At 73.7% G+C, this 24,928-nt stretch carries 18 protein-coding genes; 6 read left to right on the top strand and 12 right to left on the bottom strand.

The window, feature by feature from the left end:
* Window positions 1-188: 188 nt before the first annotated feature.
* Window positions 189-1,142, top strand: a complete 954-nt coding sequence (locus HDA32_RS23205; RefSeq protein WP_179645214.1) for an oxygenase MpaB family protein — start codon at window positions 189-191, stop codon at window positions 1,140-1,142.
* A 324-nt stretch (window positions 1,143-1,466) separates the two neighbouring features.
* On the opposite strand, the gene dprE2 is transcribed toward HDA32_RS23205, so the two are convergent.
* From dprE2 to pgfA (HDA32_RS23225), 4 genes are all read right to left on the bottom strand, one after another.
* Window positions 1,467-2,237, bottom strand: coding sequence for a decaprenylphospho-beta-D-erythro-pentofuranosid-2-ulose 2-reductase (gene dprE2, locus HDA32_RS23210; RefSeq protein WP_179645215.1), 771 nt, complete (start codon window positions 2,235-2,237; stop codon window positions 1,467-1,469).
* 70 nt (window positions 2,238-2,307) lie between these two features.
* Window positions 2,308-3,657 carry an FAD-binding protein gene (dprE1, locus tag HDA32_RS23215; protein ID WP_179646891.1) on the bottom strand — a complete coding sequence of 450 codons (1,350 nt, stop codon included), beginning with the start codon at window positions 3,655-3,657 and terminating at the stop codon, window positions 2,308-2,310.
* A gap of 25 nt (window positions 3,658-3,682) precedes the next feature.
* Entirely contained in the window at window positions 3,683-4,624 is a 942-nt protein-coding gene (locus HDA32_RS23220; protein WP_179645216.1) for a decaprenyl-phosphate phosphoribosyltransferase, read from the bottom strand.
* A 10-nt stretch (window positions 4,625-4,634) separates the two neighbouring features.
* A complete protein-coding gene (gene pgfA / locus HDA32_RS23225; RefSeq protein WP_179645217.1) occupies window positions 4,635-5,558 on the bottom strand; it encodes a cell envelope lipid trafficking protein PgfA in 924 nt (307 codons plus the stop codon).
* A 325-nt stretch (window positions 5,559-5,883) separates the two neighbouring features.
* Here pgfA (HDA32_RS23225) and HDA32_RS23230 point away from each other — a divergent pair, with 325 nt between their 5' ends.
* Window positions 5,884-7,152 (top strand): acyltransferase family protein, encoded by a 1,269-nt coding sequence (locus HDA32_RS23230; RefSeq protein WP_179645218.1) that lies wholly within the window; start codon window positions 5,884-5,886, stop codon window positions 7,150-7,152.
* 16 nt (window positions 7,153-7,168) lie between these two features.
* On the opposite strand, the gene HDA32_RS23235 is transcribed toward HDA32_RS23230, so the two are convergent.
* Window positions 7,169-9,166, bottom strand: coding sequence for a hypothetical protein (locus HDA32_RS23235; RefSeq protein ID WP_312863295.1), 1,998 nt, complete (start codon window positions 9,164-9,166; stop codon window positions 7,169-7,171).
* Window positions 9,167-9,273: 107 nt separating this feature from the next.
* On the opposite strand from HDA32_RS23235, the gene HDA32_RS23240 reads away from it, so the two are divergent.
* From HDA32_RS23240 to HDA32_RS23255, 4 genes are all read left to right on the top strand, one after another.
* Window positions 9,274-10,023, top strand: coding sequence for a class I SAM-dependent methyltransferase (locus HDA32_RS23240; RefSeq protein ID WP_179645219.1), 750 nt, complete (start codon window positions 9,274-9,276; stop codon window positions 10,021-10,023).
* Window positions 10,020-10,781, top strand: coding sequence for a class I SAM-dependent methyltransferase (locus tag HDA32_RS23245; RefSeq protein ID WP_179645220.1), 762 nt, complete (start codon window positions 10,020-10,022; stop codon window positions 10,779-10,781). The genes HDA32_RS23240 and HDA32_RS23245 overlap by 4 nt, the downstream gene beginning before the upstream one ends.
* A gap of 77 nt (window positions 10,782-10,858) precedes the next feature.
* The gene (locus HDA32_RS23250) at window positions 10,859-11,065 is read left to right on the top strand and encodes a type II toxin-antitoxin system VapB family antitoxin (RefSeq protein WP_179645221.1); all 207 of its coding nucleotides are present in this window, start codon (window positions 10,859-10,861) and stop codon (window positions 11,063-11,065) included.
* Window positions 11,062-11,475, top strand: a complete 414-nt coding sequence (locus HDA32_RS23255; RefSeq protein WP_312863296.1) for a PIN domain nuclease — start codon at window positions 11,062-11,064, stop codon at window positions 11,473-11,475. The genes HDA32_RS23250 and HDA32_RS23255 overlap by 4 nt, the downstream gene beginning before the upstream one ends.
* Here HDA32_RS23255 and pgfA (HDA32_RS23260) read toward each other — a convergent pair.
* The 7 genes from pgfA (HDA32_RS23260) to HDA32_RS23295 all read right to left on the bottom strand — a co-directional run bounded on the left by pgfA (HDA32_RS23260) (window position 11,472) and on the right by HDA32_RS23295 (window position 24,844).
* Window positions 11,472-12,518, bottom strand: coding sequence for a cell envelope lipid trafficking protein PgfA (pgfA, locus tag HDA32_RS23260; RefSeq protein ID WP_312863297.1), 1,047 nt, complete (start codon window positions 12,516-12,518; stop codon window positions 11,472-11,474). The two genes, HDA32_RS23255 and pgfA (HDA32_RS23260), sit on opposite strands and share 4 nt — an antisense overlap.
* Window positions 12,515-16,810 (bottom strand): alpha-(1->3)-arabinofuranosyltransferase, encoded by a 4,296-nt coding sequence (locus HDA32_RS23265; RefSeq protein ID WP_179645222.1) that lies wholly within the window; start codon window positions 16,808-16,810, stop codon window positions 12,515-12,517. Before HDA32_RS23265 ends, pgfA (HDA32_RS23260) begins: the two co-directional genes overlap by 4 nt.
* The gene (locus HDA32_RS23270) at window positions 16,807-18,225 is read right to left on the bottom strand and encodes a glycosyltransferase family 4 protein (protein ID WP_179645223.1); all 1,419 of its coding nucleotides are present in this window, start codon (window positions 18,223-18,225) and stop codon (window positions 16,807-16,809) included. Before HDA32_RS23270 ends, HDA32_RS23265 begins: the two co-directional genes overlap by 4 nt.
* 169 nt (window positions 18,226-18,394) lie before the next feature.
* Window positions 18,395-18,535 carry a hypothetical protein gene (locus HDA32_RS23275; RefSeq protein WP_179645224.1) on the bottom strand — a complete coding sequence of 47 codons (141 nt, stop codon included), beginning with the start codon at window positions 18,533-18,535 and terminating at the stop codon, window positions 18,395-18,397.
* A complete protein-coding gene (locus HDA32_RS30990) occupies window positions 18,535-20,994 on the bottom strand; it encodes an MmpA family trehalose lipid delivery protein (protein ID WP_312863298.1) in 2,460 nt (819 codons plus the stop codon). Before HDA32_RS30990 ends, HDA32_RS23275 begins: the two co-directional genes overlap by 1 nt.
* The gene (locus tag HDA32_RS23285) at window positions 20,981-22,540 is read right to left on the bottom strand and encodes a GDSL-type esterase/lipase family protein (RefSeq protein WP_312863299.1); all 1,560 of its coding nucleotides are present in this window, start codon (window positions 22,538-22,540) and stop codon (window positions 20,981-20,983) included. Before HDA32_RS23285 ends, HDA32_RS30990 begins: the two co-directional genes overlap by 14 nt.
* Window positions 22,541-22,549: 9 nt before the next feature.
* Entirely contained in the window at window positions 22,550-24,844 is a 2,295-nt protein-coding gene (locus HDA32_RS23295; protein WP_246334461.1) for an acyl-CoA dehydrogenase family protein, read from the bottom strand.
* Between the last annotated feature and the right edge of the window lie 84 nt (window positions 24,845-24,928).

The raw sequence follows: 24,928 nt of genomic DNA on the forward strand, positions 1-24,928 counted from the left end.
CCGCAGGGCTCCCCGGCCGCGTACGGAAGATTACGAATGCGACAATAAGTACATAGAGCCGGTTTTTCCCGCTGCCCTCGGCGCGGACGCGGATTACCCTACGAATTGGTAACCTCGCGCCGCCCGAGACGGCGGCTGCCTTGCGTGCCAAATGGCCAGACGGCGAAGGCGAAATCGAAAGAGCCCGCATGAAACGGTACGACTGGTACGACGAGATCCACCGGCTGGACGCCGAGGCCGACTGCCTGCGGATCACCCAGATCATCTCCACCCACGAGTTCCCGTGGGACATGTCCCAGGCACTGGGCCTCGCGCTGTACCGGACTTACGCCGTGCCCAGCATCGGCGAGCTGCTCGGGGAGACCCGCGAGTTCACCGAGCGCACGCAGCACCGCTACGACGACACCGCGCTCATCCTCGACGCGATGATGGAGCACGGGTTCGGGCCGGGCGAGGGCCGCGACGCGCTGCGCCGGATGAACCAGATGCACCGCTCCTACGACATCAGCAACGACGACTACCTCTACGTGCTGAGCACGTTCGTGGTCATGCCGGTGCGCTGGCTCAACGACTGGGGCTACGGCTGGCGCCGGCTCACCGAGCACGAGATCGCCGCGAACACCAACTACTACCGCATGCTCGGCAGGCACATGGGGATCAAGCGGATCCCCGGGACCTACGCCGAGTTCCACGAGCTGTTCGACTCCTACGAGCGCGCGCACTTCGGCTACAGCGAGGGCGGCCGCAGGGTCTCCGACGCCACCCTCGGCATCATGGTGGACTTCTACCCGGCGTGGCAGCGGCCGATCATCCGCCCGTTCACGATGGGCCTGCTGGACGACCGGCTGATCACGGCGTTCCGCTACGACCGGCCCTCGTGGTTCTGGCGTTTCGCCGCCAAGGCCGGACTGAGGGCGCGCGCCAGGGTGGTGCGGTTCATGCCGCCGCGCGAGGAGCCGTTCTGGGCGCGGATGAGCCCGAACATCCGCAGCTACCCCGACGGCTACGACGTGTCCAGGATCGGCACCTTCCCCAAGGGCTGCCCCGTGCCGCACGACCTGGTGACCACCGAGGTCCCCGAGACCGGAGCCCGCGTCCCGGCGTCGGGGGGTTCCACGACCTCGACCCCGGGGGGTCTTTAAGACCCGCCCCAGGAAGAGGTTCGCGCGGGTGCGGCTCCCTCATGTGGCCGAAGGCCCCTTGAGGTGGACTGCGCACCCGTGCGCGAAGCAGACCCGCCGCCTTCGGCACATACCGAAATCACGGTTTCGGCCTGGACCGTAGGGTGACCGGTGTGCTTCGCGCGGAGCCGGGCACCCCGCACACGAGCCTCCGGCCACACAACGGGCCGCCCGTTCACCGCGAACCCCTTCCTGGGGCTGAGGTTGTAAAAACCCCTGTGGCCGAGGGCGGCGGGCGCGGCGGCCCGGTCACCACTGGAGACCTCGCCGGAGACAGAAGCGCCCTCACCTCGGCAGGCGGCGCCAGATCGGGCGGGGGAGCAGGCGCATGCCGGCGAAGACCGCCCGGAGCCTGCGCGGGACCCAGACGACGCCCGCTCCGGTGCGCAGTCCCTCGGCCACGGCGTCGGCGACCTGGGCCGGGGTCGCGGGGAAGGGCGCCTGGGAGACGTGCGCCGACATCTGCGTGCGCACGTAACCCGGGCGCACGATCAGCACCCGGGCGCCGGTCCCGGCCAGCGCGTCGCCGAGGCCCTGGGCGAAGCCGTCCAGCCCGGCCTTCGCCGCGCCGTAGACGAAGTTCGCGCGCCGCACGCGCACGCCGGCCACGGAGGACAGCACGACCACGGTGCCGTGCCCCTGCTCGCGCAGCCGCGCCGCGACGGCCAGGCCCGCGGAGACGTGGCCGGTGAGGTTGGTGGTGACGCTCTCGGCCGCGGCGACGGGGTCGGCGTCGTAGGCCGCCTGCTCGCCGAGCACGCCGAAGGCCGCGACGACGACGTCGAGGTCGCCGACCAGCTCCACCGCCTCGGCGACGACGCCGGCGTGGGTGCCGGGGGCCGCGGCGTCGAAGGCGGTGGTGTGCACGTCGGCGGCGCCGAGGCCGCGCAGGCGCGCGGCGGCGGCGCGCAGCGGGCCGGGGTCCCCGCTGTCGCGGGCCGCGAGGACGACCCTGCGCGCCCCGTCCCGGACCAGCCGCTCGGCGATGGCGAGCCCGATCTCGCTGCGCCCCCCGAGGAGGAGGACCGAGTCCACCCCGCCGACCGCGTTCCGCATGCTCTGCTCCCGTCCTACTCGTACTGCCGTCGTCGGTGGTGCTTCGGATCGCGGCGGCGCACGGCCCCGCTCACAGCTCCAGGCGGCGGGCGAGGTCCGACATCAGGACCCCGTCGGGATCCACCCGTTCGCGGACGCTTCGCCAGCGCGGCAGTTCGGGGTACATCGCGTGCAGCGTCGGCGCCGCCGCGCGGCTGTCCTTGGCCAGGTAGATCCGGCCGCCCGCGGCCAGCACCCACGCGTCGAACGCGCGCAGCAGCCGCGCCAGCCCCGGCAGCTCCGCCGGCAGGTCCAGCGCCAGCGTCCAGCCCGGCCGGGGGAACGACAGCGGCGCCGGCGTGCCCGCGCCGAACCGCTTCAGCACCGCGAGGAACGACGCCGCCCCGCTCGACGACAGCCGCTCGACGATCCGCCGCAGCGTCTCCTCCTGCCCGAACGGCACCACGAACTGGTACTGCACCAGCCCGCGCGGCCCGTACATCCGGTTCCAGCCGCGCACCGCGTCCAGCGGGTGGAAGAAGCCCGCCAGCTCCTGCACCTCGCCGCGCCTGCGGCGCGGCGCCGCGGCGTAGTAGGCGGCGTTGAACGCGCGCACGCTCCAGCGGTTCAGCAGCCGCGGCGGCGCCCACGGCGGCGCGCTCACCGGCGCCCCCGGACCGTAGGCCAAGGGGGTGCGCCGCAGGCGGGGCGGCAGGTCCGACACCCGGGCGTGGTGCCCGCGGGTCAGCACCCCGCGCCCCATCGCCGCGCCGCGCGCCAGCAGGTCGATCCAGCAGACCGTGTAGTGGTACAGGTGGTCCGTCTCCGCCATGGCCGCCAGCGTGGCGTCGAGTCCCGGCGTGCGGTCGGTGTCCACCAGCATCCGCGACGTCTCCACCGGGATCACGTCGAACGTCGCCTCGGTGACGACGCCGGTCAGCCCCATGCCGCCGACCGTCGCCCAGAACAGCTCCGGGTCGCGGTCCGGGCCGGTCTCGTGCGCCTTGCCGTCGGCCGTGACCAGGGTCAGCGCCCGGACGTGCGCGCCGAAGGAGGAGTCGGCGTGGTGGTTCTTGCCGTGGACGTCGGCCCCGATGGCGCCGCCGACGGTGACGTGCCGCGTCCCCGGGGTCACCGGCACGAAGTGGCCGCGCGGCACGAGTTGGCGCATCAGTCCGTCCATGCCGGTGCCCGCCGACGCGGTGACCGTACCGCCGGCCGCGTCCAGCCGGAAGCCCGGATCCAGGTCGGCGCAGTCGATGACGAGGCCGCCCGCGCACTGCGCCGCGTCGCCGTAGGAGCGCCCCAGCCCGCGCGCGATCGCGCCGCGCCGCCCGGCCCCGCGCAGCAGCAGCCCGAGCTCCTCCGCCGTGCGCGGGCGCGCGACCGTGGCCATGGTGGGTGCGGTCCGCCCCCACCCGGTGAGCAGGCGGCGTCGCATGCGCACGGGCCGCTCCTTTCCGGGGTCAGCCGAAGTGGATGCCCAGTCCGACGAGTCCGACCAGCGCCACGAGGTAGAGCTGCGTCGGCCGGTCGTGCAGCGCGATCTCCTCCGGCTCCTCGCCGACGCCCCGGTCCACCAGCAGGTGGTGCCGGAGCACGAACATGATGAAGGGGACGATACTCGCGGCGTGGAAGCCCAGCGCGGCTCCCTCGTGGTGCTCCAGCGCCCACAGGCAGTAGGTGACGATCATCGCCCCCGACGCCATGGTGCGCACCTGCGTCAGGTAGCCCACCGAGTACTGGGTGAGCGTGGCGCGGGAGCCCCCGCTGTCGGGATTGCGCAGCTCCGCCTCGCGCTTGCCGGTCACGACCAGCAGCGCCCCGAGCGAGACCACGATCAGGAACCAGCTCGTGATGGGCACCCCGATCGCGACCCCGCCGGCGAGCGCGCGCAGCACGTGGCAGCCGGCCACCGCGACGATGTCGCAGACGGGGACGTGCTTGAGCCACAGCGTGTAGCCGGCCGTCAGGACCAGGTAGCCGACCAGGACCGCCAGCAGCGGGCTGTTGCCCGTCGGCACGGCCGCCAGCGGCGCGGCGACCACGAGGACGCAGCCCAGGCCCACCGCGAGCGGGACGGGCACGGTCCCCGCGGCGACGGGCCGGTGCCGCTTGCGCTCGTGCCTGCGGTCGGCCTCGACGTCCCTGGCGTCGTTGAGCAGGTAGGTCCCCGCCGCGGCGACGCAGAAGAGCGCGAACGCCAGCAGCGATCGGGCGAGCGCGTCCGGGTCCGTGAGCGCGCCCGCCGCCCCCGGCGCGGCGAAGACGAGGAGGTTCTTCAGCCACTGCTTGGGACGGCAGGCGCGCAGCACGCCCGCGGCACGGGCGCGCAGGGGGATCCCGCCCGCCGCCGGTGCCGGGGGCGCGGCCCGCGCCGCCGTGGGTGCGGAGGTCGGCTCGCCCATGGCCGGGAGGTCAGTGCCGCCGGGAAGGGGCCGGGCGGCCGCTGACGTAGAGGAGCACCCCGAGGATGAGCAGGCCGCCGCCGACCACGACCAGCGTGATCGGGAGCGTGGTGCGGATCAAGGTGATCTGACCGCTCTGCGACGCGGTCTCCAGGGCGTTGTCGACCGTCTCGTCGGTGAACTCCAGGCTGCCCTCGAACAGCACCAACTGCTCCTCGCCGTCGACCTCGGCGACCCGGCGCTGCTCCTCCCGCAGGTTGACCGGGACCCCGGTGGACGGCTCGATCCAGTAGGTGCGGGTGACGGAGTAGACCTCGTCGGTGGTGGCGTCGCCCTCGCCGCCCATCTCCAGCAGGCTCTTGGGCAGCACCCGCTCGCCGACCTTGGTGGGCTCGACGACCTGGACGAACCTGTACACCTCCATGCCCTCGATGGTCTCGGTGCCCTCGTACTCGATCGGCAGCGTCTGCTGGGAGGTGGTGTCGAAGAACTCGTAGTCGCGCTGCTCCGTCAGGAACGGGAACTTGAATGCCTGCCCCGACTGCGCGACCGACTCGTCGTTGACGGAGGCGTCGCAGCAGTCGGCCGCCTCGCCGCTGACCCGGTCGTGCCCGGCGCGGCGGGTGGTGGACAGGATCGCGAAGTCGCGGTCGATGTCCTCCACCCAGGTGAACTGGTCCCAGACGACGACCTCGTCGTCGCTGGCCGCGACGTCGGCGCGCAGCGTGGTGTAGGCCTCGACCGTCGCGCCCTCGATCGATTCGACCTCCTCCGCGCTGAAGTAGGTGACGTCCTCGCCCCGGTTCACCGTCTCGGAGTAGTAATCCATGGGGGTCTTCATGACGGCGCTGGCCAGCCAGAACCGCAGCATCGGAGCCATTGTCAGGCAGAAGACCCCGAGCGCGATGCAGACGACTGCCACGGTACGGCGCATTACCCCTCCCGGGCGCAAGTGTTCATATCCGGAACCTGCTTCAACTGGAACTTGCTTCAATTTGAGGTATCGTAGTTGCCCCGGTGAGCTACGTCATCAGGGCGTGTCGGAATTTTTATAACAGGTTCTATCTAGCACTAAACGGGGAAGGGTCCGCAAGAGTGGTCCGAGCCGTGGGACCATCGGCGAAGGCGTGCGGCAAGCAGCGGGGACGCGTGTGCCACCGGCGCTGCGCGCACCGCGGCAGCCGCCCCCTCGTAACCCGCGCCCTCAGAACCCTCGACCCGGTCCCGTCGACAGCCCGCGCACCGTGGAAGGCCGGTCCGTGACCTCAGCATCCGCAGAGCACCGCCCCGACCCCGCCGACTCCCCCGTCGCCCGGTGGCTGCCCCAGGTCAGCGGGCACCAGGAGGCGCTCGACGGCATCCGCGCGATCGCGGCGCTCATGGTGCTCGTCTTCCACGTCGCCGTGGAGACCGGCGTCGCGCTGGCCCCGGGGGTGCCGGGCGCGCTGCTGTCGCGCGGCGAGATGGGCGTTCCGCTGTTCTTCGCGCTGTCGGGGCTGCTGCTGTACCGGCCGTGGGCCCGGGCCGCGCTGGACGGCGCCGACGGCCCTGACGTGCGCTCCTACCTGTGGCGGCGCGGGCTGCGCGTCCTGCCGGCGTACTGGGTCGTGGCCGTGGTCGCGCTGCTGCTGTGGTCGCGGAACCACCTCGGCTCGGTCCGCACCTGGTTCGAGGTGCTGACGCTGACCTTCACCTACGACTTCGACCCGTGGTGGGTCGGCACCGGCCCCTACGGCCTGGGCCAGATGTGGAGCCTGTGCGTCGAGGCCAGCTTCTACCTGCTGCTCCCGCTGCTGGCGCTGCTGCTCACCCGCTACGCCGGGCGCGGCGGCGACGTCGGCGCCAGGGCGCGGCGGCTGCTGACCGGCCTGGGCGCGCTGACCGCGGTCGGCGCGCTGGCGCTGGTCGTCCAGTTCTACCCGGACCCGCGCCCTTACCTGCACGCCTGGCTGCCGCGCACGCTGGGCATGTTCGCGGCGGGCATGGCGCTGGCTGTGGTGTCGGAGTGGGCCTGGCGCGAGGCCGGCCCCGACGGCCCGGTCCGCCGCTGCTGCCGCACCGTCGCCCAGGCGCCGGGGCTGTGCTGGGGCATCGCCCTGGTCGTCTACCTGATCGCCTCGACCCCGGCCACCGGCCCCCGATTCGTGGGCGTGGACGGCTTCTGGATCGCGCTCATCGACATGGTCGTGTCGGTGCTGTTCGCCCTCTTCGTCATCGCCCCCGTGGCGCTGCTGCCCCGGGGCGCCGGAACCCGCACGACCGCCTTCCTGCGCCACCGCCTGATGCGCTTCCTCGGCAAGGTCTCCTACGGCATCTTCCTGTGGCAGTTCGTGGTCCTGTACCTGTGGCGCGACTTCACCGGCCAGGAGATCTTCACCGGCTCCTTCTGGCTCGACCTCGTCCCCGTCACGGCCGGCACCGTCCTGCTCGCCTACGCCACCCACCGCTGGGTGGAGGAACCCACGAGACGCTGGTACGACGCAGTCCGCCCCAAGGAGCGCAAACCCGGCCGAGCGGGCATCGCCTAGGAACAGCCGATGCGGGCTACTCGGCGTCGGTCTCCCATTCCGTCGGCTCTTCGGTGGGGCGGTCCTCCTCCGACGGGGACGCCTCCTCCTGCTCGGGCCGGTGCCACGGGTTGCCCTCGACCTCGGGGACCAGTTCGCCGAAGGTGACCCAGTGCATGCACACGTCGGCCTCCTGGGTCTGGACCAGGAGCTGGGTGCCGGCGCCGCCGACCGGGACGAACCAGGAGGCGCCGTCCGGGGCGGCGGGCAGCGTGGTGGGCACCCAGGCGTCGCCGACCACCAGGGCCGCCTGCGTCTCGACCTCGGAGGTGTAGGCGATCCCCGCGACCAGGCTCGGCCCGCCCAGCGATTCGACCGGCCACATCGCCTGGCCGCCGAAGGTGGCGATGCACTCCTCGCCCTCGGGCGGGCCGAAGAAGGCGCTGTCGGGTGCGGGCCTGGCGTTGACCAGGTAGCCGGCGTCGTTGAACACCAGCGGGGCCTTGGACGGCTGCGGCGCGGCGATCCGCTCGGCGACGCCCTCCCCCGCCAGCGGGCTGAGCACATGGGAGCTGAGCCGCCGCGAGCCGTTCCAGGGCAGCACGATGTCGGCGGGCACCGGGCGCGGGTAGATCCCGGCCTCCTCCGGCACGGCCTGCATCGACATCCGCACGGTGTCCAGGTACCAGCGCACCCGGTCGCCGGAGAGGGTGTCGGCGTAGGTGTACATCGAGTAGCTCGCCGCCGCGAGGAAGCCCGCCGTGCCCAGCGCCACCACGTCGCGCACCCGCCCTGGGTCGGGCCTGCGCCGGTACACGCCGTCGCCCTCCTCTTCGGCGGACATGAAGGCGAAGGCGAGGCAGAGCGCGAAGACCAGCGCGGCGTCGGCCACGTAGCGCGGGTCGTAGCCCACGAGCTCCTGGTAGCGCCCGCGCGCGATCAGCGTCGGAACGATGTCGACGCACACCAGGTAGCCGGCGAGAAGTGCCCAGGCGCGCCAGGCGCGGCGCCGGAACAGCAGGCTCAGCACGACCAGCAGCCCCAGCACCGCCCACGCGACCGCGAGCACGACCCGGTCCGGCTCCAGCAGCCCCCCGGCCGGGGTGACCGGGCCCCACTGGATCGGCCCGCCGACGGCGCCGACGGGGAACGTCTCCCCCAGCAGCCGGCCGGCCATGCTCACCGAGACGTCGAACTCGGGCGCGCCGGCGCCTTCCCCGTCCGCGCTGTCCTGCTTGGACAGGTACAGCAGCCCGTGGCCGACCGACAGCGCAGCCATGCCCACCCAGAACCACAGCCGGTTCTCCAGCGCCGTGACGACGACCCGCGGGAACCGGCCCCGCGTGAGGAACGCGGCCGCGACCGCGAACAGCAGCGGAGGCAGGAACATCGCCTTGACCGAGAACGACATGCCGAGCACCACGGCGCCCGCGGCCATCCAGGCGAACCTGGGCTCCCCGGTGCGCAGGTGGCGCACCGTCCACAGCAGCGCCAGCGCGGTGGCGAGCTGGAACGGCACGGCGTTGAGCGCGGCCGACCACCAGGTGAGCACCGGCAGCGTGAGCGGAGCGTAGACGTAGACCACCAGCGGCGCCAGGACGGCCCAGCGCCGCCCGAAGACCACCCACAGCAGCCGGAAGACCGCCACCGAGGCGCCGCCCTGGAACGCCAGCATGACGCCGGCGGTCAGCGCCCAGTTGTAGGGCGCGATCGCGGTCTGGACGTAGACCAGCAGCATCGCGCCGGGCATCAGGTGGCCCTTGTGCAGGTCGGTCAGGTAGTCGAAGGTGAGGGTGGATGACGCCGCGCGCGCCACGAACAGGAAGTCGTCCTCGACGAAGTAGGCCGAGCGCAGCACCCAGCCCTTGAGGACCAGCGAGGCCACGATGAGCAGGCCGCCCAGCAGCACCAGGCGGTCCCGGCCGATCTCGGGCCACCACAGCGTCGGCGGCGCCCCCCGCTCCGGCGGCCGCCCCTCCTCCTCGGAGCGCTCCGGCTTGACGGCACCGCCTGAGGGAGTGTCAGAATAAAACACGTTCCACATACTGCTGCGAATATCGCCGCAGGTCCATAGCAGTGGGCGAATCACAACAGGAACAGGCTTCAGCCAGGTTCTTCCGGTGGTGTGACCAGGGAGCGGACATGAGCCTCGACGAAGTCCGCAGGGACTGGACCCGGCTCGGATCGGCCGAACCGCTGTGGGCGGTCTGCGTCGATCCTACGAAGCGCGGCGGCGGCTGGGACGACGAGGACTTCCTCGCCTCCGGCGCGGCCGAGATCGACGGTGCGGTCGAACGACTGGCCGAACTGGGCATCGCGCCGGGGCGCGGCCGCGCCCTCGACTTCGGCTGCGGCGCCGGCCGGCTGTCCAACGCGCTGGCCGCGCACTTCGACGCGGTCGTCGGCGTGGACATCTCCGCCCCGATGCTGGCCGAGGCGCGCCGCCTGGACCGCAGCGGCGGCCGGATCGAGTTCCGGCTCAACGACGCCCCCGACCTGGGGACGCTGGACTCCGACTCCTTCGACCTCGTCTACACCGACCTCGTCCTGCAGCATCTGCCGCCCGAACTGGCGCGCGGCTACCTCTCGGAGTTCGCCCGCGTGGTCCGGCCGGGCGGGGCCATGGTGATCGGCGTGCCCGCCCGTGAGCGCCGCACGTTCAAGGGCCTGGTCTTCCGCTACGCCCCGCTGGCGCTGATCCGCTTCGGCCAGCGCGCGCTCCTGCGCTACCCCGCTCCGATGCGCATGCACACCCTCGCGCCGGAGCGGCTGCGCGCGCTCATGGCGGAGCGCGGCGCCCGCGTCGTGCACTCGGAGGAGTACTGGGGCGGCGACCACTGGCAGCACCTGCGCCACTTCGTCACCGTCGACGCGTCCGGGGAGCCGGCATGAGTCTCCTGCACCGCCCCGGCGGCGGCACCGCCCCGTTCCGCGCCACGCTGGGGCGCTCGGTCCGGCTCTTCTCGGCGTTTCGCAGGGAGCAGAGCGACCCGGACCTCTTCTACGGGACGCTCGCCCGCGACACCGTCGCCCAACTGTGCGGCTACACCGACCTGGACGGCGCGCTGCTGGTCGACGTCGGCGGCGGCCCCGGCTACTTCGCCGACGCGCTGCGCGCGGCCGGGGCGCGCTGCGTGTGCGTCGACGCCGACGCCGGGGAGATGCGGCTGCGCGGCGGCGAACTCCCCGACACCGCGCTGCTGGGCAGTGCGCTGGACCTGCCGGTGCGCACCGGCTCGGTGGACGTGTGCTTCTCCTCCAACGTGCTGGAGCACGTGCCCGACCCAGCCCGGATGGCCGACGAGATGGTCAGGGTGACCCGGCCCGGCGGCCTCGTCTACCTCTCCTACACGCTGTGGCTGTCCCCCTGGGGCGGCCACGAGACCTCGCCGTGGCACTACTTCGGCGGCGACTACGCCGCCCGGCGCTTCACCCGCAGGAACGGGCGGCGGCCCAAGAACGACTACGGCTCGACGATGTTCGCGGTCTCCGCCCGCGCGATGCTCGCCTGGGCGCGCCGCCGCACCGACGTCGAGGTCGTGGAGGTCCTGCCCCGCTACCTGCCGTCCTGGCTCAAGCCCGTCGTCCGCGTCCCGGGCCTGCGCGAGGTCGTCACCTGGAACCTGCTGCTGGTACTGCGGAAGCGTTAGACAGCAGCGCTTCCCCTAAAGAGATACCCACAAGTTCCACACTCCGATATCCTTGCTACATGCAAGGAGGTGTCGACATGGCAAAGACCAGTATTGATATCAGCATGGACAAAGCCCGCATCGCCCAGGAGGTGCTGGGCACCACCACGCTGAAGGCGACAGTGGACGCCGCCTTGGACGCGGTGATCCGCGAAGCGGCCCGGGAGAAGTTCATCACCCGCGCCAAGTCCGGGGCGTTCGCCGAGCTCCTCGATCCCGGGGTCGAACAGAAGATCTGGTCGTGACCGGCTACCTCGCAGACAAGAGCGCACTTGCCAGAATGCATCTCGAACCAGTGGCCACGGTGCTGGAACCACTCATCCGACGCGGACTGGTCCACGTCTGCTCCGTGACGGAGATCGAGCTGTTGTATTCCGCGCGCGACATCGACGACTACCGGGAGCTCAAGACCGAGATTCGCTGTTCCTATCCCTGGTCTCCAACAGGGGAGCACCTCTGGCAACGAGCACTGGAGATCCAGGAGGAGCTGGCCGCACGAGGGCATCACCGCTGTGCCGGGGTTCCGGATCTGCTCATCGCCGCCACCGCGGAGCAGCATGGACTCACGGTTGTGCATTATGACTCTGATTTCGACACGATTTCCCAGGTCACCGGGCAGATCACCGAGTGGGTGGTACCGGCGGGCACCGTCTAATCCCTTTCGGAACCGCTTCCGGCCGGCCCCTCGCCGTCCTCCTCCGCGTGCCCTCGGCGGGCCCAGGTCCCGGTGCGGGCCAGGCCGGTGAGGGCGAGCAGGACGCCGAACGCGGCGAAGGCGGCCGGGAGGGTACTGCGCGTCAGCGTCAGCAGGCCGGCCCTGCGTTCGGCGTTGTCGACGTTGGCGCCGATCCGGTGGTCCGGCATGCTCAGGTCGGCCTCCAGGGCGACGCGCTCGGCCCCGCCGTCGCCGGTGCGCAGCGTCTCGCGGCGCTGCTCGGCGGCGTCGAGCAGGTCGCCGCTGACCGGCTCGACCCAGTAGGTGCGCACCAGCTCCACCCAGCGCGTGACCCGCACCGTCCCGGAGCGGTCCAGGCCCATCACCTCGGCGGGGACCTCGTGGGCCGAGTCGGGCACCTGGGCGGGCTCGACGGTCTGGACGTAGCGGCGCGCCGCGAGACCGCCGACCTCGTCGACGGCCTCCAGCCGCATCGGGGGCGCGGCGCGCACGTCGGCGTCGTAGAACGGGTACTCCTCGGCCTCGGCCCCGGCGGGCCAGCGCAGGACCAGGCCGGCCTGGCGCACCGCGCGGTCGCCGTCGACGTGCTCGCCGCAGCAGTTCACCGCCATCGCTGTGGAGCGGTCCACGATGACGCGCCGGTCCACGTGGTCGATCATGCCCGCCGAACTCGCGGTGTCGACCGACATCTCCCAGGTGACCCAGTCGGGGTTGCCGGGCGTGACCCGGCCGGTGAGCTCGGTGCGCCGCGCGATGTCGACGTCGTCGCGGGTCTCCCAGGTGGTGGTGTCGAGGTAGGAGCCGGACTCGTCCTCCAACTGCCACACCGCGTCCAGGTCGCCGGGCAGTGCCGCCATCTGCGGGTGGACGTGGAAACGCAGCAGCGGCGCGAGGGTGAGCAGGAACGCCCCCGCCGCGACGAGCAGCAGCCCGAGGTTGCGGCGCAGCGAGCCGGGGGGCCGCGGCGGCGGCGCTGCGCCGTCACCGGTGCGCGCCCGCTCGCGCCGGACCGCCGCGGTCACGCCCGCACCTCCTCGGGGACGGACTCGGGCAGCGCCCGCGCGCCGCGCCGCGCCGGTGCGCGCGGGGAACGGCGCCCGGGCCGGTCGAACCGGCCGAGGGAGACGACGACCCTGGCCAGCGCGGGCAGGCACAGCACCTGCGGCACCCAGCCGCGCAGCGGCTCCGACAGCAGGCCGCTGATGTCGTGGAACGGCAGGTGGATCCCGAGGTAGGTGCCCGCGGCCAGGGACAGCCCGGCCAGTCCGAGCGAGAACAGGGCGGTCCACGGCCCGGCCGCGCGGCGCAGCACGGCCGTCACCGCATCGGGCCGCCGCTCCCTGGCGTGCCGCTTGGTATCGGCCGGGCGGCGCGCCGCCCACCACGCGGCGGACAGCGCGGCGCCGATGACCGCGACGCCGGCCGCCCCGGCCACCCACAGGCCGAACAGCAGCGCGAGCGGGACGAGCAGGGGCGTGCGCAGGCGCGCGGGGACGGCCGAGGGCAGCGCGAGCGACGCCGGGGACGCCCGCCCGCGGCGCGGCCGCGCCAGGGCCAGCACCGCGACCGCCAGCGCGAGCACCCCGCCCACGACGAGGGCGGCGTGGTAGGCGGCGTCGGGGGTGTAGCGCAGGGTCACCGTTCCGGCGGTGCCCGCGGGCAGCTCCCACGCCTGCTTCCAGCCGTCCAGGCGCACCGGGGTCAGCGGGGCGTCCCTCCCTTCGACGGTGGCCTCCCAGCCCTCGTTGAAGTTCTCGTTGACGACGAGGTAGGAGTCCTCCTCGGCGTTCTGACCGCTCACGGTGAACCGGCGCTCGCCCGGGCCCCACTCCGCCATCGCCTGCACGCCGGCCATGGTCACCGGCGCGCGCTCGCCGACGTCGGCGTCGCGCACGACGGCCGAGCGCACCCGGTACTGGTTGCCGGCCTCGACCACGACCCGGTTGCGCCCTTCGGACAGGGTCAGGTCGGTGCAGCTCTCGTACTCCAGCGGCCGCCCGGCGAACTGGTCCTCCAGCGTCCCGCCGACGATGCGGGTGTCCACGCGCGAACCGTTCACCCGCAGCGCCGGGCCCAGGCCGCACGCCGAGCGCACGGGCTCGTCCCCGACCCGCTCCAACGGCTCCACGTCGGGCAGCGCGATCCGCCGCACCTCCAGCGGCTGCCCTTCGGGCGGGTCGAAGGTGACGGTCAGCTCGTCGGTCCTGACCGGGTCGAAGGCCAGTCGGCCGCTGCCGTCGAGCCAGCCCTCGCGCACGGTCGAGCCGGTCTCGACGGTGACCTTGACCGGCCTGGTGACGCTGTCGGCGCGGGGGAAGTCCACCTGGATTCCGTTGAGCCGGACGCGCTCGCCCAGCTCCACATCCAGCGACGGCGTCGCCTCGCCGGGGTCGGGGTACCAGACGGTGGCCGGGTCGTCGTCGAAGGCGTTGCGGCCCATCGCGGCCGGGTGCCGCACCGAGGTCGAGGACGCGGTGACCTCGAGGTGGCCGCCGGCCCGGTTGGCCGCGTTCGCCACCGCGCCGGGGTCGGCGGCGACGACCTGGCCGCTGACGACCTGCTCGCCGCCTGCCGCGCCCTCCGACAGCGTGAAGGAGCGGTCGACGGTGTGGGCGCCCTCGCCCTGGACGGCCAGGTCGCGGTTGCACACCCAGACCTTCGAGCCCTCCATGCAGCCGGGTGCGGTGCCGACGGAGCCGGTGAGCACGGTGGTGCCGGCGCCGCCGGGCACGCCGGGGACCTCGACGGTGCGCCCCGGCTCCAGCCCTGGAACGGTGATCGAGGTGATGCCGACCCGGGTGCCGAAGCGGTACTCCGGCTCCCAGGCGAGCTCGTCGACGCGGATCCGCAGCGTCGACGTGCGCCCCGGCGGGGCGGTGAGCTCCTGCGGTTCGGCCGAGCCGTCGACCGCGACCGAGGTGCTGCCGGTGTCGGTGGCCACGGTGACCTCCGAGGGCGGGGGCTCGCCGGGGATCTGCTCGAACGCCGCGGTCAGCCCGCTGACGTCGCGCGGCTCGGTGAACTCGATCTCCAGCCACTCGCCGTTGGCCCCCTTGAAGCCGCTGGAGCGCCACGAGGTGTTCTCGGCGTCGTCCAGCGCGGCGTAGGGCATCCGGCCGGGGTCGCGGGTGCCCGCGCCGGCCGACGCGCCGGCCTCCGACGACGACGCGGTGACCGAGGCGATGCCGTCGTAGGCGGCCACCGAGGTGTAGGGCCGCCAGGCGGGGTCCATGACGTCGGGAGCCGGCGCGTCGCGCCGCTCCTCGTCGGCGGTCAGCGTGTTGGTGACGTTGCGCCGCACGTCGGAGTAGACGACCTCGCGGCGGCGCGCGGTGTCGGTGACGACGGTGTCGTCCGGCCCGATCCGCTCGGCGCCGGGGTCGTCGCCCAGAAGCACCGGGCGGTCGTCGTTGAGCAGGCCCTGCTCGGCCAGTGCGAGCAGGGCCTCCGGTCCCCCGGTCACCCGCAGCGCCCCGTCCTTGGGCACCGTGCCGACCGGCGGCGCGGCGTCGCGCACGGCGTAGACGTCGACGGCCCGGTAGGGCTGGTCGTACCAGCGGGCGGCCGGCAGGGGGTCGAGCGAGCCGACGACGGGGCCGAAGGCGCGCACGTGGTCGATGCCGGGCGAGTCCCCCAGCGCCTGGTGGACGCGGGCCGGCCAGCCGCCGTTGTTGCCGCTGCGCTCCAGGTCGTTGCGGACGATCAGGTACCGCACCCCCATGCGGGCGAGCGTGTCGGCGAGCCCCTCGGAGCCGCGCCCGGAGGAGATCCGCTGGTCGATCTCCTGGGTGAGCCGCGAGACGCCGGCCGAGCCCCACGGGATGATCTGGTGGTTGGTCCAGGAGCTCTCCAGCAGCGGCTGCATGGGCTCGTCCATCGGGCGGCCCCACAGGTACTCGCCGCGCGCGGAGCCGGGGACGGCCATGGTCATGCCGCCGCCGCCCTGGGCGTCGATCCAGTCGGTGACCTCGTACCAGTGGTCGGGGATCCGGGCGAATCCGCCGCGGGTCGCGCCGCCGACCGTGGCCAGCGGGGTCAGGGTGGCCAGCACCGCGACCGCGCACGCTCCCGCGGCGGCGCGCCGGGCGGTGCCGCGCGGCACCGCCGGGACGCGCAGCGGGCCGATGCGCCCGGCGGCGCGTCCGGCGACGGCCGTCGGCAGGTGGGCCAGGCCCAGCACGAGCGGCAGCCGGATGAGGGCGTCGAACTTGTGGATGTTGCGGAACGGGCTGAGCGCGCCGTCGAACATGGCCTGCATGAACGGCGCGAGCGGTCCGGTGAGGTCCCCGGTGTGGCCGGCCACGACGATCGCGGTGCCGGTGAGCACCGAGACGATCAGGAACAGCCGCTCCGGCAGCCGCCGGTCGACCAGCCCGACCAGTCCGAGCCCGGCGACGAGCGCGGTGACCAGGATGAGCCACGGGGTGTTGGCCAGTTCGGAGCCGGCGGGCAGCGCGACCTCGCCCTGGGCCGGCACGTAGCCCATCCAGTTGGACGTGCCGCGTAGCGCGTTGACCAGTGAGGTCACGCTCGTGGTGGTCGCGGCGTCCTCGGTGAAGGGCATGAACGAGAACACGTAGCGGCCCATGAGCAGCAGCGGGACCAGCCACCAGAACGACACCAGGAGGATCGCCGCCAGCCACCAGCCCAGCAGCCGCCGCCTGCGCGGCCCCTTGGCCCGGGTCAGCAGGTACAGCAGCGGCACGACCAGCACCGCCAGCTCCGACGCGGCGTTGGTGCCGCCGCAGAACAGGAACGCCAGGCCCGACAGCATCGCCGCGCGCATCGGAGAGGCGCCCCGCGCGGCCCCGTGCACCAGCGGCAGCAGCACCCACGGCAGCAGCATCGTGGGCTGGAGCTCGGCGGAGTTGTAGGAGAGCAGGGTCAGCACGCGGGGCGCGAGCGCGTAGGCGACCCCGGCGACGATCCGGGTGTGGGAGGTGCCGATGCCGAACGCGCCGGCCAACCGGACCGTGCCGAGGAACGCCGCGCACATCAGCACGGCCATCCACAGCCGCTGCACCACCCATTCGGGCATGTCCAGCGCGATGAACAGCGCGTGGAAGGGCCCGTTGGGGAAGAAGTAGCCGTAGGCCTGGTTCTGCAACTGCCCGAAGTAGGAGCCGTCCCACAGGTGCAGCGCCCGTTCCAGGAAGCCGAACGGGTCGATCGTCAGGTCGATCTTGGTGTCGCCGACGATCTTCGTCGGGTCCAGGCTGAACGCCACGGCGCAGAGCAGCAGGCAGACGGCGAACAGCTTGAGCCGGTGCAGCAGCGCGCCGTCCGGCCCGGCACCGGCGGACCCCGGCGTCACGTGCGGGACCGCCCGGACGGGTGGACCTCCGCCGCGATCAGCCGGGTCATCGCGGCCCCGCTGCGTTGCCAGGTGAAGTTCGCGGCCCACTCGCGGCAGGCGCGCCGGATCTCGGCGGCGCGCACCGGGTCGCCGAGTTCGGTCAGCGCGCGGTCGACGACCTTGGACAGGTCATCGCCCTCACGGACCAGCCACCCGGTCTCGCCGTCGCGCACCGAGTCGCGCAGGCCGTCGACGTCGTAGGCGACGGTGGGCACGCCCAGCCCCGCGGCCTCGATCACGGTGAGGCCCCAGCCCTCGAACTCCGAGGCGGTGACGTGCAGGACGGAGCCCGCCAGGACGGCGTTCTTCTGCTGCTCCGGCAGGAATCCGTGCAGCCGGACCCGGCCGTGCAGGCCGTGCTCGGCGATCCGGTCGGCCAGCGTGCGGCTCTCGGGGCCGCGGCCCACGACGTGGACGCGCAGGCCCGGCCAGCTCTCGCTCAGGTCGGCCGCGACGTCCACCACGCGCGCGACCCGCTTCTGCACCACGAGCCGGCCGAGGCTGACGATCGCGGGCGAGCCCATCTCCTCCTCGCTCACGGCGTGGTCGGGCGCGACGGGCTGGGACGGCGGGGCGCCGTTGTGGATCACGGTGATGGGCGCGCGCCAGCGCAGCTTCTCGCGCATGGCCCGCCTGGAGGAGTCCGAGACCGTCACCGTCGTGCAGGAGCGGTAGACCCTGCCGGCCACGCTGCCCTCGATGAACCTGCCCAGCCACGCCAGCGGGCGGCTGAAGTAGGCGTTGAACTGCAGGTCGTGCACGTGGTGGACGACGCTGATCACGCGGGTGCGGCGCGGCAGCACCAGGCGGGAGAAGAACGGGACGCCGTTCATGCAGTCCAGCGCGGCGTGGAATTCGCGCCGCCACAGCAGCAGCCAGAGCATGACCAGGGGATAGACCGTGAACCTGGTGCCCATGCGCCGGACGACGATGCCGTCGCGGGTCTCCACCCGCGCCTGGCCGGGCTCCCGCGCGGTGACGAACGTGACGGAGGCGCCGCGTCCGGCCAGGTGCCGGCTGATCCGCCAGGCGTACTCCTCGGCGCCGCCGGCGGCGGCCTGCCAGGGATCACGCCAGTTGATCATCGCGATGCGCACGCCGTCGAGGCGAGGCTCGGGTCCGTGCCGCTCGGCCAGGAGGGGCTCCGGGACCGCCGAGGGCCCGCGGTCCACGGGGGCGGCGGCGCGGGCGCGCTCGACCGGGCGGCGCCGGGGCCCGGGCCGCTCCCGCCGCGCGGGGGCGAGGGGTTCGGGCGTCAGCGTGACGGGCGGGCCGAAGGAGGGGTCGTAGAGCAGGGACGGGTCGCCGGGGACGGGGCCGAGGTCGGTGCCGGGGTCGGCATGCGCCCAGAGGGGTGTCTGCTGGAAAACCACGTGCTCTCCTGATTTTCGCCTGCGCGCCCGACGAGCGTCTGATCACCAATGGTGACGTCCAAACCACTCGGGGTAAGGGTCGGTGGGGTCGCGGCGGGGAGGAAGCGCGGCGGGCGTGCGCCGGAGCCCGAGTGGGGTCGGGCGGCCCCGAGGGGGCCGCCCGGGGTGTCTAACGGTCGCCGTAGTTGTAGAGCGACTCGTTCACCGGCTCCGCGGACGAGGAGGCTCCGGCGGCGAACGTGGTGCCGGCGAGGGTGAGCCCCCCGGCCAGTGCCGCGCCGATGGCGCAGGCCGCGATGATCTTGATCATTACGTGCTCTCCTTCCGCGGCACCGCTCCGCTCCGGCGGGGCGGCCGCATGGAAACGAGACTAGAACCTGATGCAGTGATTGACCAGATGATTGCCCCAACTGTAGCCAACCAGCCGGTAACTTCCAACCCTGAAAGCCGGGCAATCCCCGCTTCTACATGGTGATCCGGAATCCTCAGCAGGAGCAGGCGGGGGCCGTCACGGACCACGTCGGCATCGGCCAACTCCAGCGAGAACCTGTTCTCATCGTGGGGATCGCCGATCGCCTCCCGCTGGATGAGCACGTAGCGGATGCCCAGCTCGCCCAGGGCGGCGGCGAGACCGGGGCCCTCGCCCGGCGGCCGGTCGGGGGCGAGGAGCGGCGCGACCTCGCGCGCCAGGGGGTCCTCGCCCTCGATGACGCGGACCTGCCCGCCCGTCTCGACTCGTAGGTCATCGTTCCACACGACGCGGCGATCGAACAGCTTCACGGCGGGATCGAGCGCGACGACGGTGCGCCCGTCCCCGCTCCAGTCGAGCCCCCGGTAGGCGCTCCAGGGCAGGGACAGCACCGCGCCCGGCGCCGGATCGGCGGCCACGGCCTGCCGCACCCGCAGCCACTCCTGCGGGTAGGACAGCGGAACCAGCCTCCCCGCAGCACCCCAGGCCAGACCGGGCAGCAGCACCAGCGGGACGAAGAGCAGCAGGACCGCCGCGACCGCACCGGCCCGTTCGCCACCGTGCCCACTGTCCTCGGCCACAGAGGGCTTGAACCCCGGCCGAAGAAGGGATCCGCGGCGACCGGGCGATCCTCTCGCGTGGCCGAAGGCCCCTGAAGGGATCGCACTGGTGCCGCGCAGCGCACGCCGCCACCTCGTGTGCCAGGGCGCGACCATGGTTTCGGTGCGCGGTGAAGACGCGGGCCACCGCGCCCGCCGGCCTCGGCCACCGAGCGCTCGGAACATCGACCACAGGAGGCGTGGGCCTCGACCCAAGACCCCGACCGCACACCGCCACCCCGGCCACCGGGCCGAACCCGCGGTGCCGGTCCGTGCCGACGACGTCCCGCGCGCATGTCCCCCTGGGGTGTCGAGGCCCCACGCCTCCCCGCCACGGGAGTACGCACGCTTCCGCCCACGCCCGGCTCGGGGTAGGGGTGGTCTTGACGTCCTCCAATGGCGGGCGACTCCCGTCCACGGGTCTTCGGCCACGCGAGGGAATCGCCCACCCGCGCGCATGTTCCCCTGGGGTGCCAGGACCTTGGAACCCTCTGCGGCCGAATGCGTGCGCGTCCACCCGCGCGCGAATCGAGGTGGGCGTGCCAGTCCATCCTGGAACCGAGATTCATGATCCCCTGGAGTCGAGGGCAGCGCACATGCCTCGCCCTGCCCGCCCCCGGCCGGGCCGCGCAACCACAGCACCGCCGCGGCGAAGCCGATCGCCTGCAGCAGTGCCAGCGGGGCGACGTAGAGCTGGCCGTCGCGCAGCGGGCCGAAGCCCGGCCACGCCCCGATCAGCGCCGCCAGCAGGGCGCGCCCCGGCCCGACCGTCCCCAGCAGCGCGATCGCGAACCCGGCCGCCGCGGCCAGGGACAGCCCGCGCCCATAGGCCGGACGGGGCCCGCGCCGCAGCAGCCACACCCAGCCGGCGAGCGCGCCGAGCGAGAGCAGCAGTCGGCACGCCGCGGAAAACGGCTGGTCGTAGCCTGCGGGAACGGCTTGGGCGTTCCAGATCCCGCCGAGGCTCAGCAGCGACCCGACCGCGCCGAACGGGGTGTCGGCCCGCGCGGCGAACAGCTCCACCGCCGCGGGGTCGGTGCGCGCGCCGCTGCCCAGCGCCGGCACCAGCCACGGCAGGCTCACCGCGGCCAGGCCCGCGGCCACCGAGGAGAGCGCCGCGAGTGCGCGCCGCCACGGGCGCGCCGCAGCGGCCGCCCCGGCCACGACCGCCGACAGCACCACGGAGGAGAACCCGCCGACCGCCGCGGGGACGAGCGCGACGACCAGGCGCGGCAGGTCGCGGACGCGCTCCAGCCGGACGGCCGCGCACAGCACCCAGGGCAGCCCCGCGTAGCCGAGCAGCACCGCCCACTGCCCCAGCAGCAGCCGCTCCGCGAGGTAGGGGTTCCAGACGTAGAACAGCGCCGCGGCGAGCCCCGGCAGCGCGCCGCGCCCCGGCACCAGTCGGGCCGCCCCCGCAGCCGCCAGCGCGAAGACCGCCAGCAGCACCAGCGCCTGCACCAGGTCGGCCGGCAGCACCCGGCCCAACGCGGCCACCACCGCGTCACTGGGCACCGCGCGGGGGAACCCGCCGCCGGCGCCGAGCGTCACCGCCGACAGCGGCGCGTCGGGCGCGAACACCATGTCGTAGCGCAGCGCGATGCCCGGCCCGAGCACCGGGCCCAGCGCCAGCGCCCCCGCCGCCAGGCCCACGCCCCACGGGGCGAGCCGGTGCGCCCGCGAACGCTCACCCGCCGGCACGGAACTCCACCGGGTCGGAGATCCCGCCCTCGACGAAGTCGAGGTGGGAGGCCACCGCGAACTCGTAGGCCCCGGCCCGCACCGTGACGCTCCAGCGGCGCTCACCGTTCACGACGCCCACGGTCGTCCACCCCTCGCCCTCGCCGGGCCCCTCGCCGTCGGGCGGCTCGCACTCCGGCTCCCGGGGCCGCTCCCCGTCGGCGGACGGTTCGGCCGCGCACTCCAGCGGACGCCGCCACACCGCGAAGTGGCCGGCCTCCGGCACCGCGGCCCACACCAGCACGGCGTCGTCCCCGTTCTCCCTGTCCACGCGCAGCCACTCCGGCGCCTCCGGCGGCGGCTCCTCGACGGTGATCTCGACCGCCTCGGAGCGCACACCGCCGTCGTCGCCCTTGTAGGGCCGCACCATGAACGCGTACGTGGCCCCGTTGTACAGCCCTCCGATGTCGGCGCTCAACCGCGGGTCGTCCTCCGGTCCGTCCCGCTGCACCTCGGCGGAGAGCGGAACGAGCTCGTCGGGTTCGGGCCGCACCCGCCGCTGCCACACCTGGTAGCGGGTGGCGCCCGGAACCGGGTCCCAGGTCAGCCGCGCGCCGCCGTCGACGTTCTCGGCCGCGGCGACCGGCGCCGTTCGCGGCCCCACCTCCACCTCCGGCAGCGGCCGGGAGTAGGGCTCGCCCAGGCGCAGCGGCTCCGCCAGCGCGTCGGCGAACGCCGCGGCGATCTTCAGCTCGCCGCGCGCGTTGGGGTGCGTGGTGTCCCAGTTGTCCTCGGCCGGGGCGTAGTCCTCGGCCGTGTGCGCCACCACCACGGGCGAGTCCGCGCCGGTGAGCTGCTCGGCCAGCAGCGGCAGGCCGGCGTTGAACTCGGCGACGAGGGTGTTGACCTCCTCGTCGCGACCGGTGCCCCACATGGGCGTCAGCTCCCCCAGGACGATCCGCAGGTCCTCGCCGGCCACCCTGGCGGTGACCACGGCCTCGCGCAGGTGCTCCAGGGCCTCCCCCGCCGTCGCCCCCTCCTCGACCAGGTCGTTGGCCCCGGCCATCAGCAGCAGGTAGTGCGGGTCGCCCTCGGCGACCTGCTCACCGATGACGTCGGCGACGTCGGCCGCCGTGGCGCCCCACGCGCCGGCGTGCGCCCGGTCGAAGTCGGGGACGGCGTAGTCGAGGCTGCCGTCGGCGCCGGTGCCGACGTCGAGCAGGTCCTCGTGGGGCCCGACGAAGTCGACGTCGACGCCGGACTCCTCGCTCAGGTGCCGCCACAGCCGGTACCGCCAGGTGAAGTCTCCGCTGCTGCCCTGCACGACGGAGTCGCCGGCGACCATGATCCTGGCCGTTCCCTCCGGCGGCGCCGGAACCCCGCCGGAGGGCCGCGGCGCCGACGGTTCGCCGTCGGTGCGGAAGCCGCCCGCGAACGCCTGGATGACCAGCAGCGTGACGGCCATGGCCGCCAGCGCGACCCCGGTCAGGCCCAGCGCGGTCGGCCGGAAGCGCCGCCGGTCGTCGGGGGCGTCCGGCTCCGGATCGTCGGGTTTTCCGCCGGGCACGGCCGCGGACTAGGCTTCGGGGTCGCGCGGCAGGCCGAGGAGCCGCTCGCCGATGATGTTGAGCTGGACCTCGGTGGTGCCGCCGTAGATCGTCATGGAGCGGCCGAACAGCATGAAGCGGGCCCAGACGCCGGTACCGGCCGAGGTGTCCTCGCACACCGCCGCGTCGCCCTGGTGCTCCCATATGTAGTCGGCCACCCGCTGGTTGAACTCCACCCCGAGCAGTTTGCGCACGCTGGACTCGGCCCCGGGCTCGGTGCCCGACAACTGCTTCAGCGTCACCCGCAGGCCGAGCAGCTCGATGGCCTGACCCTGCGCGACCAGGCGGCCGATCTCCACGCGGGTCGCCTGGTCGGCGACGCGGCCGGGGTCCTCGGCGCAGAAGTTCAGCAGCTCGGGCACTCCGGCGCCCAGCCCCGACCCTCCGGACAGCGCCACCCGCTCGTTGCTCAGCGTGTTGCGGGCGACCTTCCAGCCCTGGCCGGGCTCGCCGATGACGCAGTCGTCGGGCACGAAGACCTCGTCGAAGAACACCTCGTTGAACAGGGTGTCGCCGGTGAGCTCGCGCAGCGGCCGCACGTCGAGGCCGGGGGCGGACATGTCCACCACGAAGTAGGTGATGCCGTCATGTTTGTCCGTTCTCCTGGCCACGCTCGCCTTCTCGCTCCGCTCCGCCGCCGACGGGGCGGGCGCTTCGCGGGACGCCGTCGACGGCTCCGCTCGCTCGTCGGCTCGCCGTTCCGGGACCTCCGAATCGGTCCTGGCCAGGCAGATCCCCCATTGCGCCAGGTGCGCGGCCGAGGTCCAGATCTTCTGCCCGGTGAGCCGGTAGCCGCCCTCGACCCGTTCCGCGCGCATCGACAGGGAGGCCAGGTCCGAGCCCGCTCCCGGCTCGCTGAACAACTGGCACCACATGAGGTCGCCGCGCAGGGTGGGGCGCAGGAAGCGCTCCTGCTGCTCGGGCGTGCCGTACCCGGCCAGCGACGGCACCACCCACGCCCCGATCGCCAGCATCGGCCCCTTGACCCTGGCCCGGCGCAGCTCCTGATGGATGAGCACCTGCTCCAGCGGCGAGGCGTCGCGGCCCCACGGGCGCGGCAGGTGCGGCATCACCCAACCGCCCTCGCCCATGGCCGCGGAGCGCTCGCCGCTATCGGTGATGGCGGCGAGTTCGGCGACCTCGGCGCGGACGCGCTCCCGCAGCCCGTGGTCGTCCCCCGGCCCGAGTTCGATCTCCACCGGGCGCCGACCGCCCTTCAGCGCGGAGTCGGCGACCTCGGCGGCCCGGGACGCTGCGGGGCCCGCGAGGACGCGCAGCGTGGAGGCGCGGCGCAGGTAGCGGTGGGCGTCGTGCTCCCAGGTGAACCCGATGCCGCCGTGCACCTGGATGCAGTCGCGGGCGCAGGACAGCGCGGTGTCCGGCGCCACCAGGCCGGCCACCGATGCGGCGAAGCCCGCGGAGGGACCGGCGTCGTCGGCCGCGCGGGCCGCGTCCCAGACCACGGCGCGGGCCTGTTCGAGCGCGATCGCCATGCGGGCGCACTTGTGCTTGACGCCCTGGAACCGCCCGATGGGCCGGCCGAACTGTTCGCGGACCTTGGCGTAGTCGGCGGCGGCCGCGACGCACCACGCGGCCACACCGGTCGCCTCGGCGCCGATCAGCACCGCGGCGACGCCGGAGACGAGATCGCGGGACAGGCCGGTCAGGACGGCGTCCTGGGGCAGGACGGCGGCGTCGGCCCGCACGCGGGCGACGGCGCGGGTGACGTCGAGGCTGGGCAGCGGGGTGGTTTCGAGGTGCGACGCCTCCAGCACCGCCCACGCCTCGTCGTCGCCGTCGGTGAACGGGACCACGAGCAGGTCGGCGGAGGCCGCCCCCAGCACCGGGCTCAGCGTTCCGCTGACGGTGCGGGCCCCGTCGGCTCCGGTCCGCGCGGTGAGCCCGCTGGCCAGGGCGAGGGCGGCGGTGCGGGAGCCGTCGGCCAGGTCCGGCAGCAGGGCGGCGCGGGCCTTGCCGTCGGCGCACCGCGCGATCACCGCGCTCGCCAGCACCGTCGGCAGGAAGGGGCCGGGGACCAGGCCGCGGCCGAGTTCCTCCAGGGTGACGGCCAGCTCCAGCAGCCCCGCTCCCTGCCCGCCGTACTCCTCGGGCAGGTGCAGTCCGAGGAGGCCCTGGTCGGCCAGGCCGGGCCAGAACGCGGGGCGCCCATCGGGCTCGTCGACCGGGGCGGGGGCGCTGCGCCGCACCCAGCCGCGCACCGCGGCGCCCAGCTCCTCGTGTTCGCTCGTGAGCCCGATGGCCATGGCCGCTCCCTCGTCCGCCGTGTGCGATAACCCAAGACTAGAACGCGTTATACATGGCCGGTCAACCAGCGGGTGAGCCGGAAA

Origin of the sequence: Spinactinospora alkalitolerans (assembly GCF_013408795.1) — a bacterium.
Lineage (GTDB): Bacteria > Actinomycetota > Actinomycetes > Streptosporangiales > Streptosporangiaceae > Spinactinospora > Spinactinospora alkalitolerans.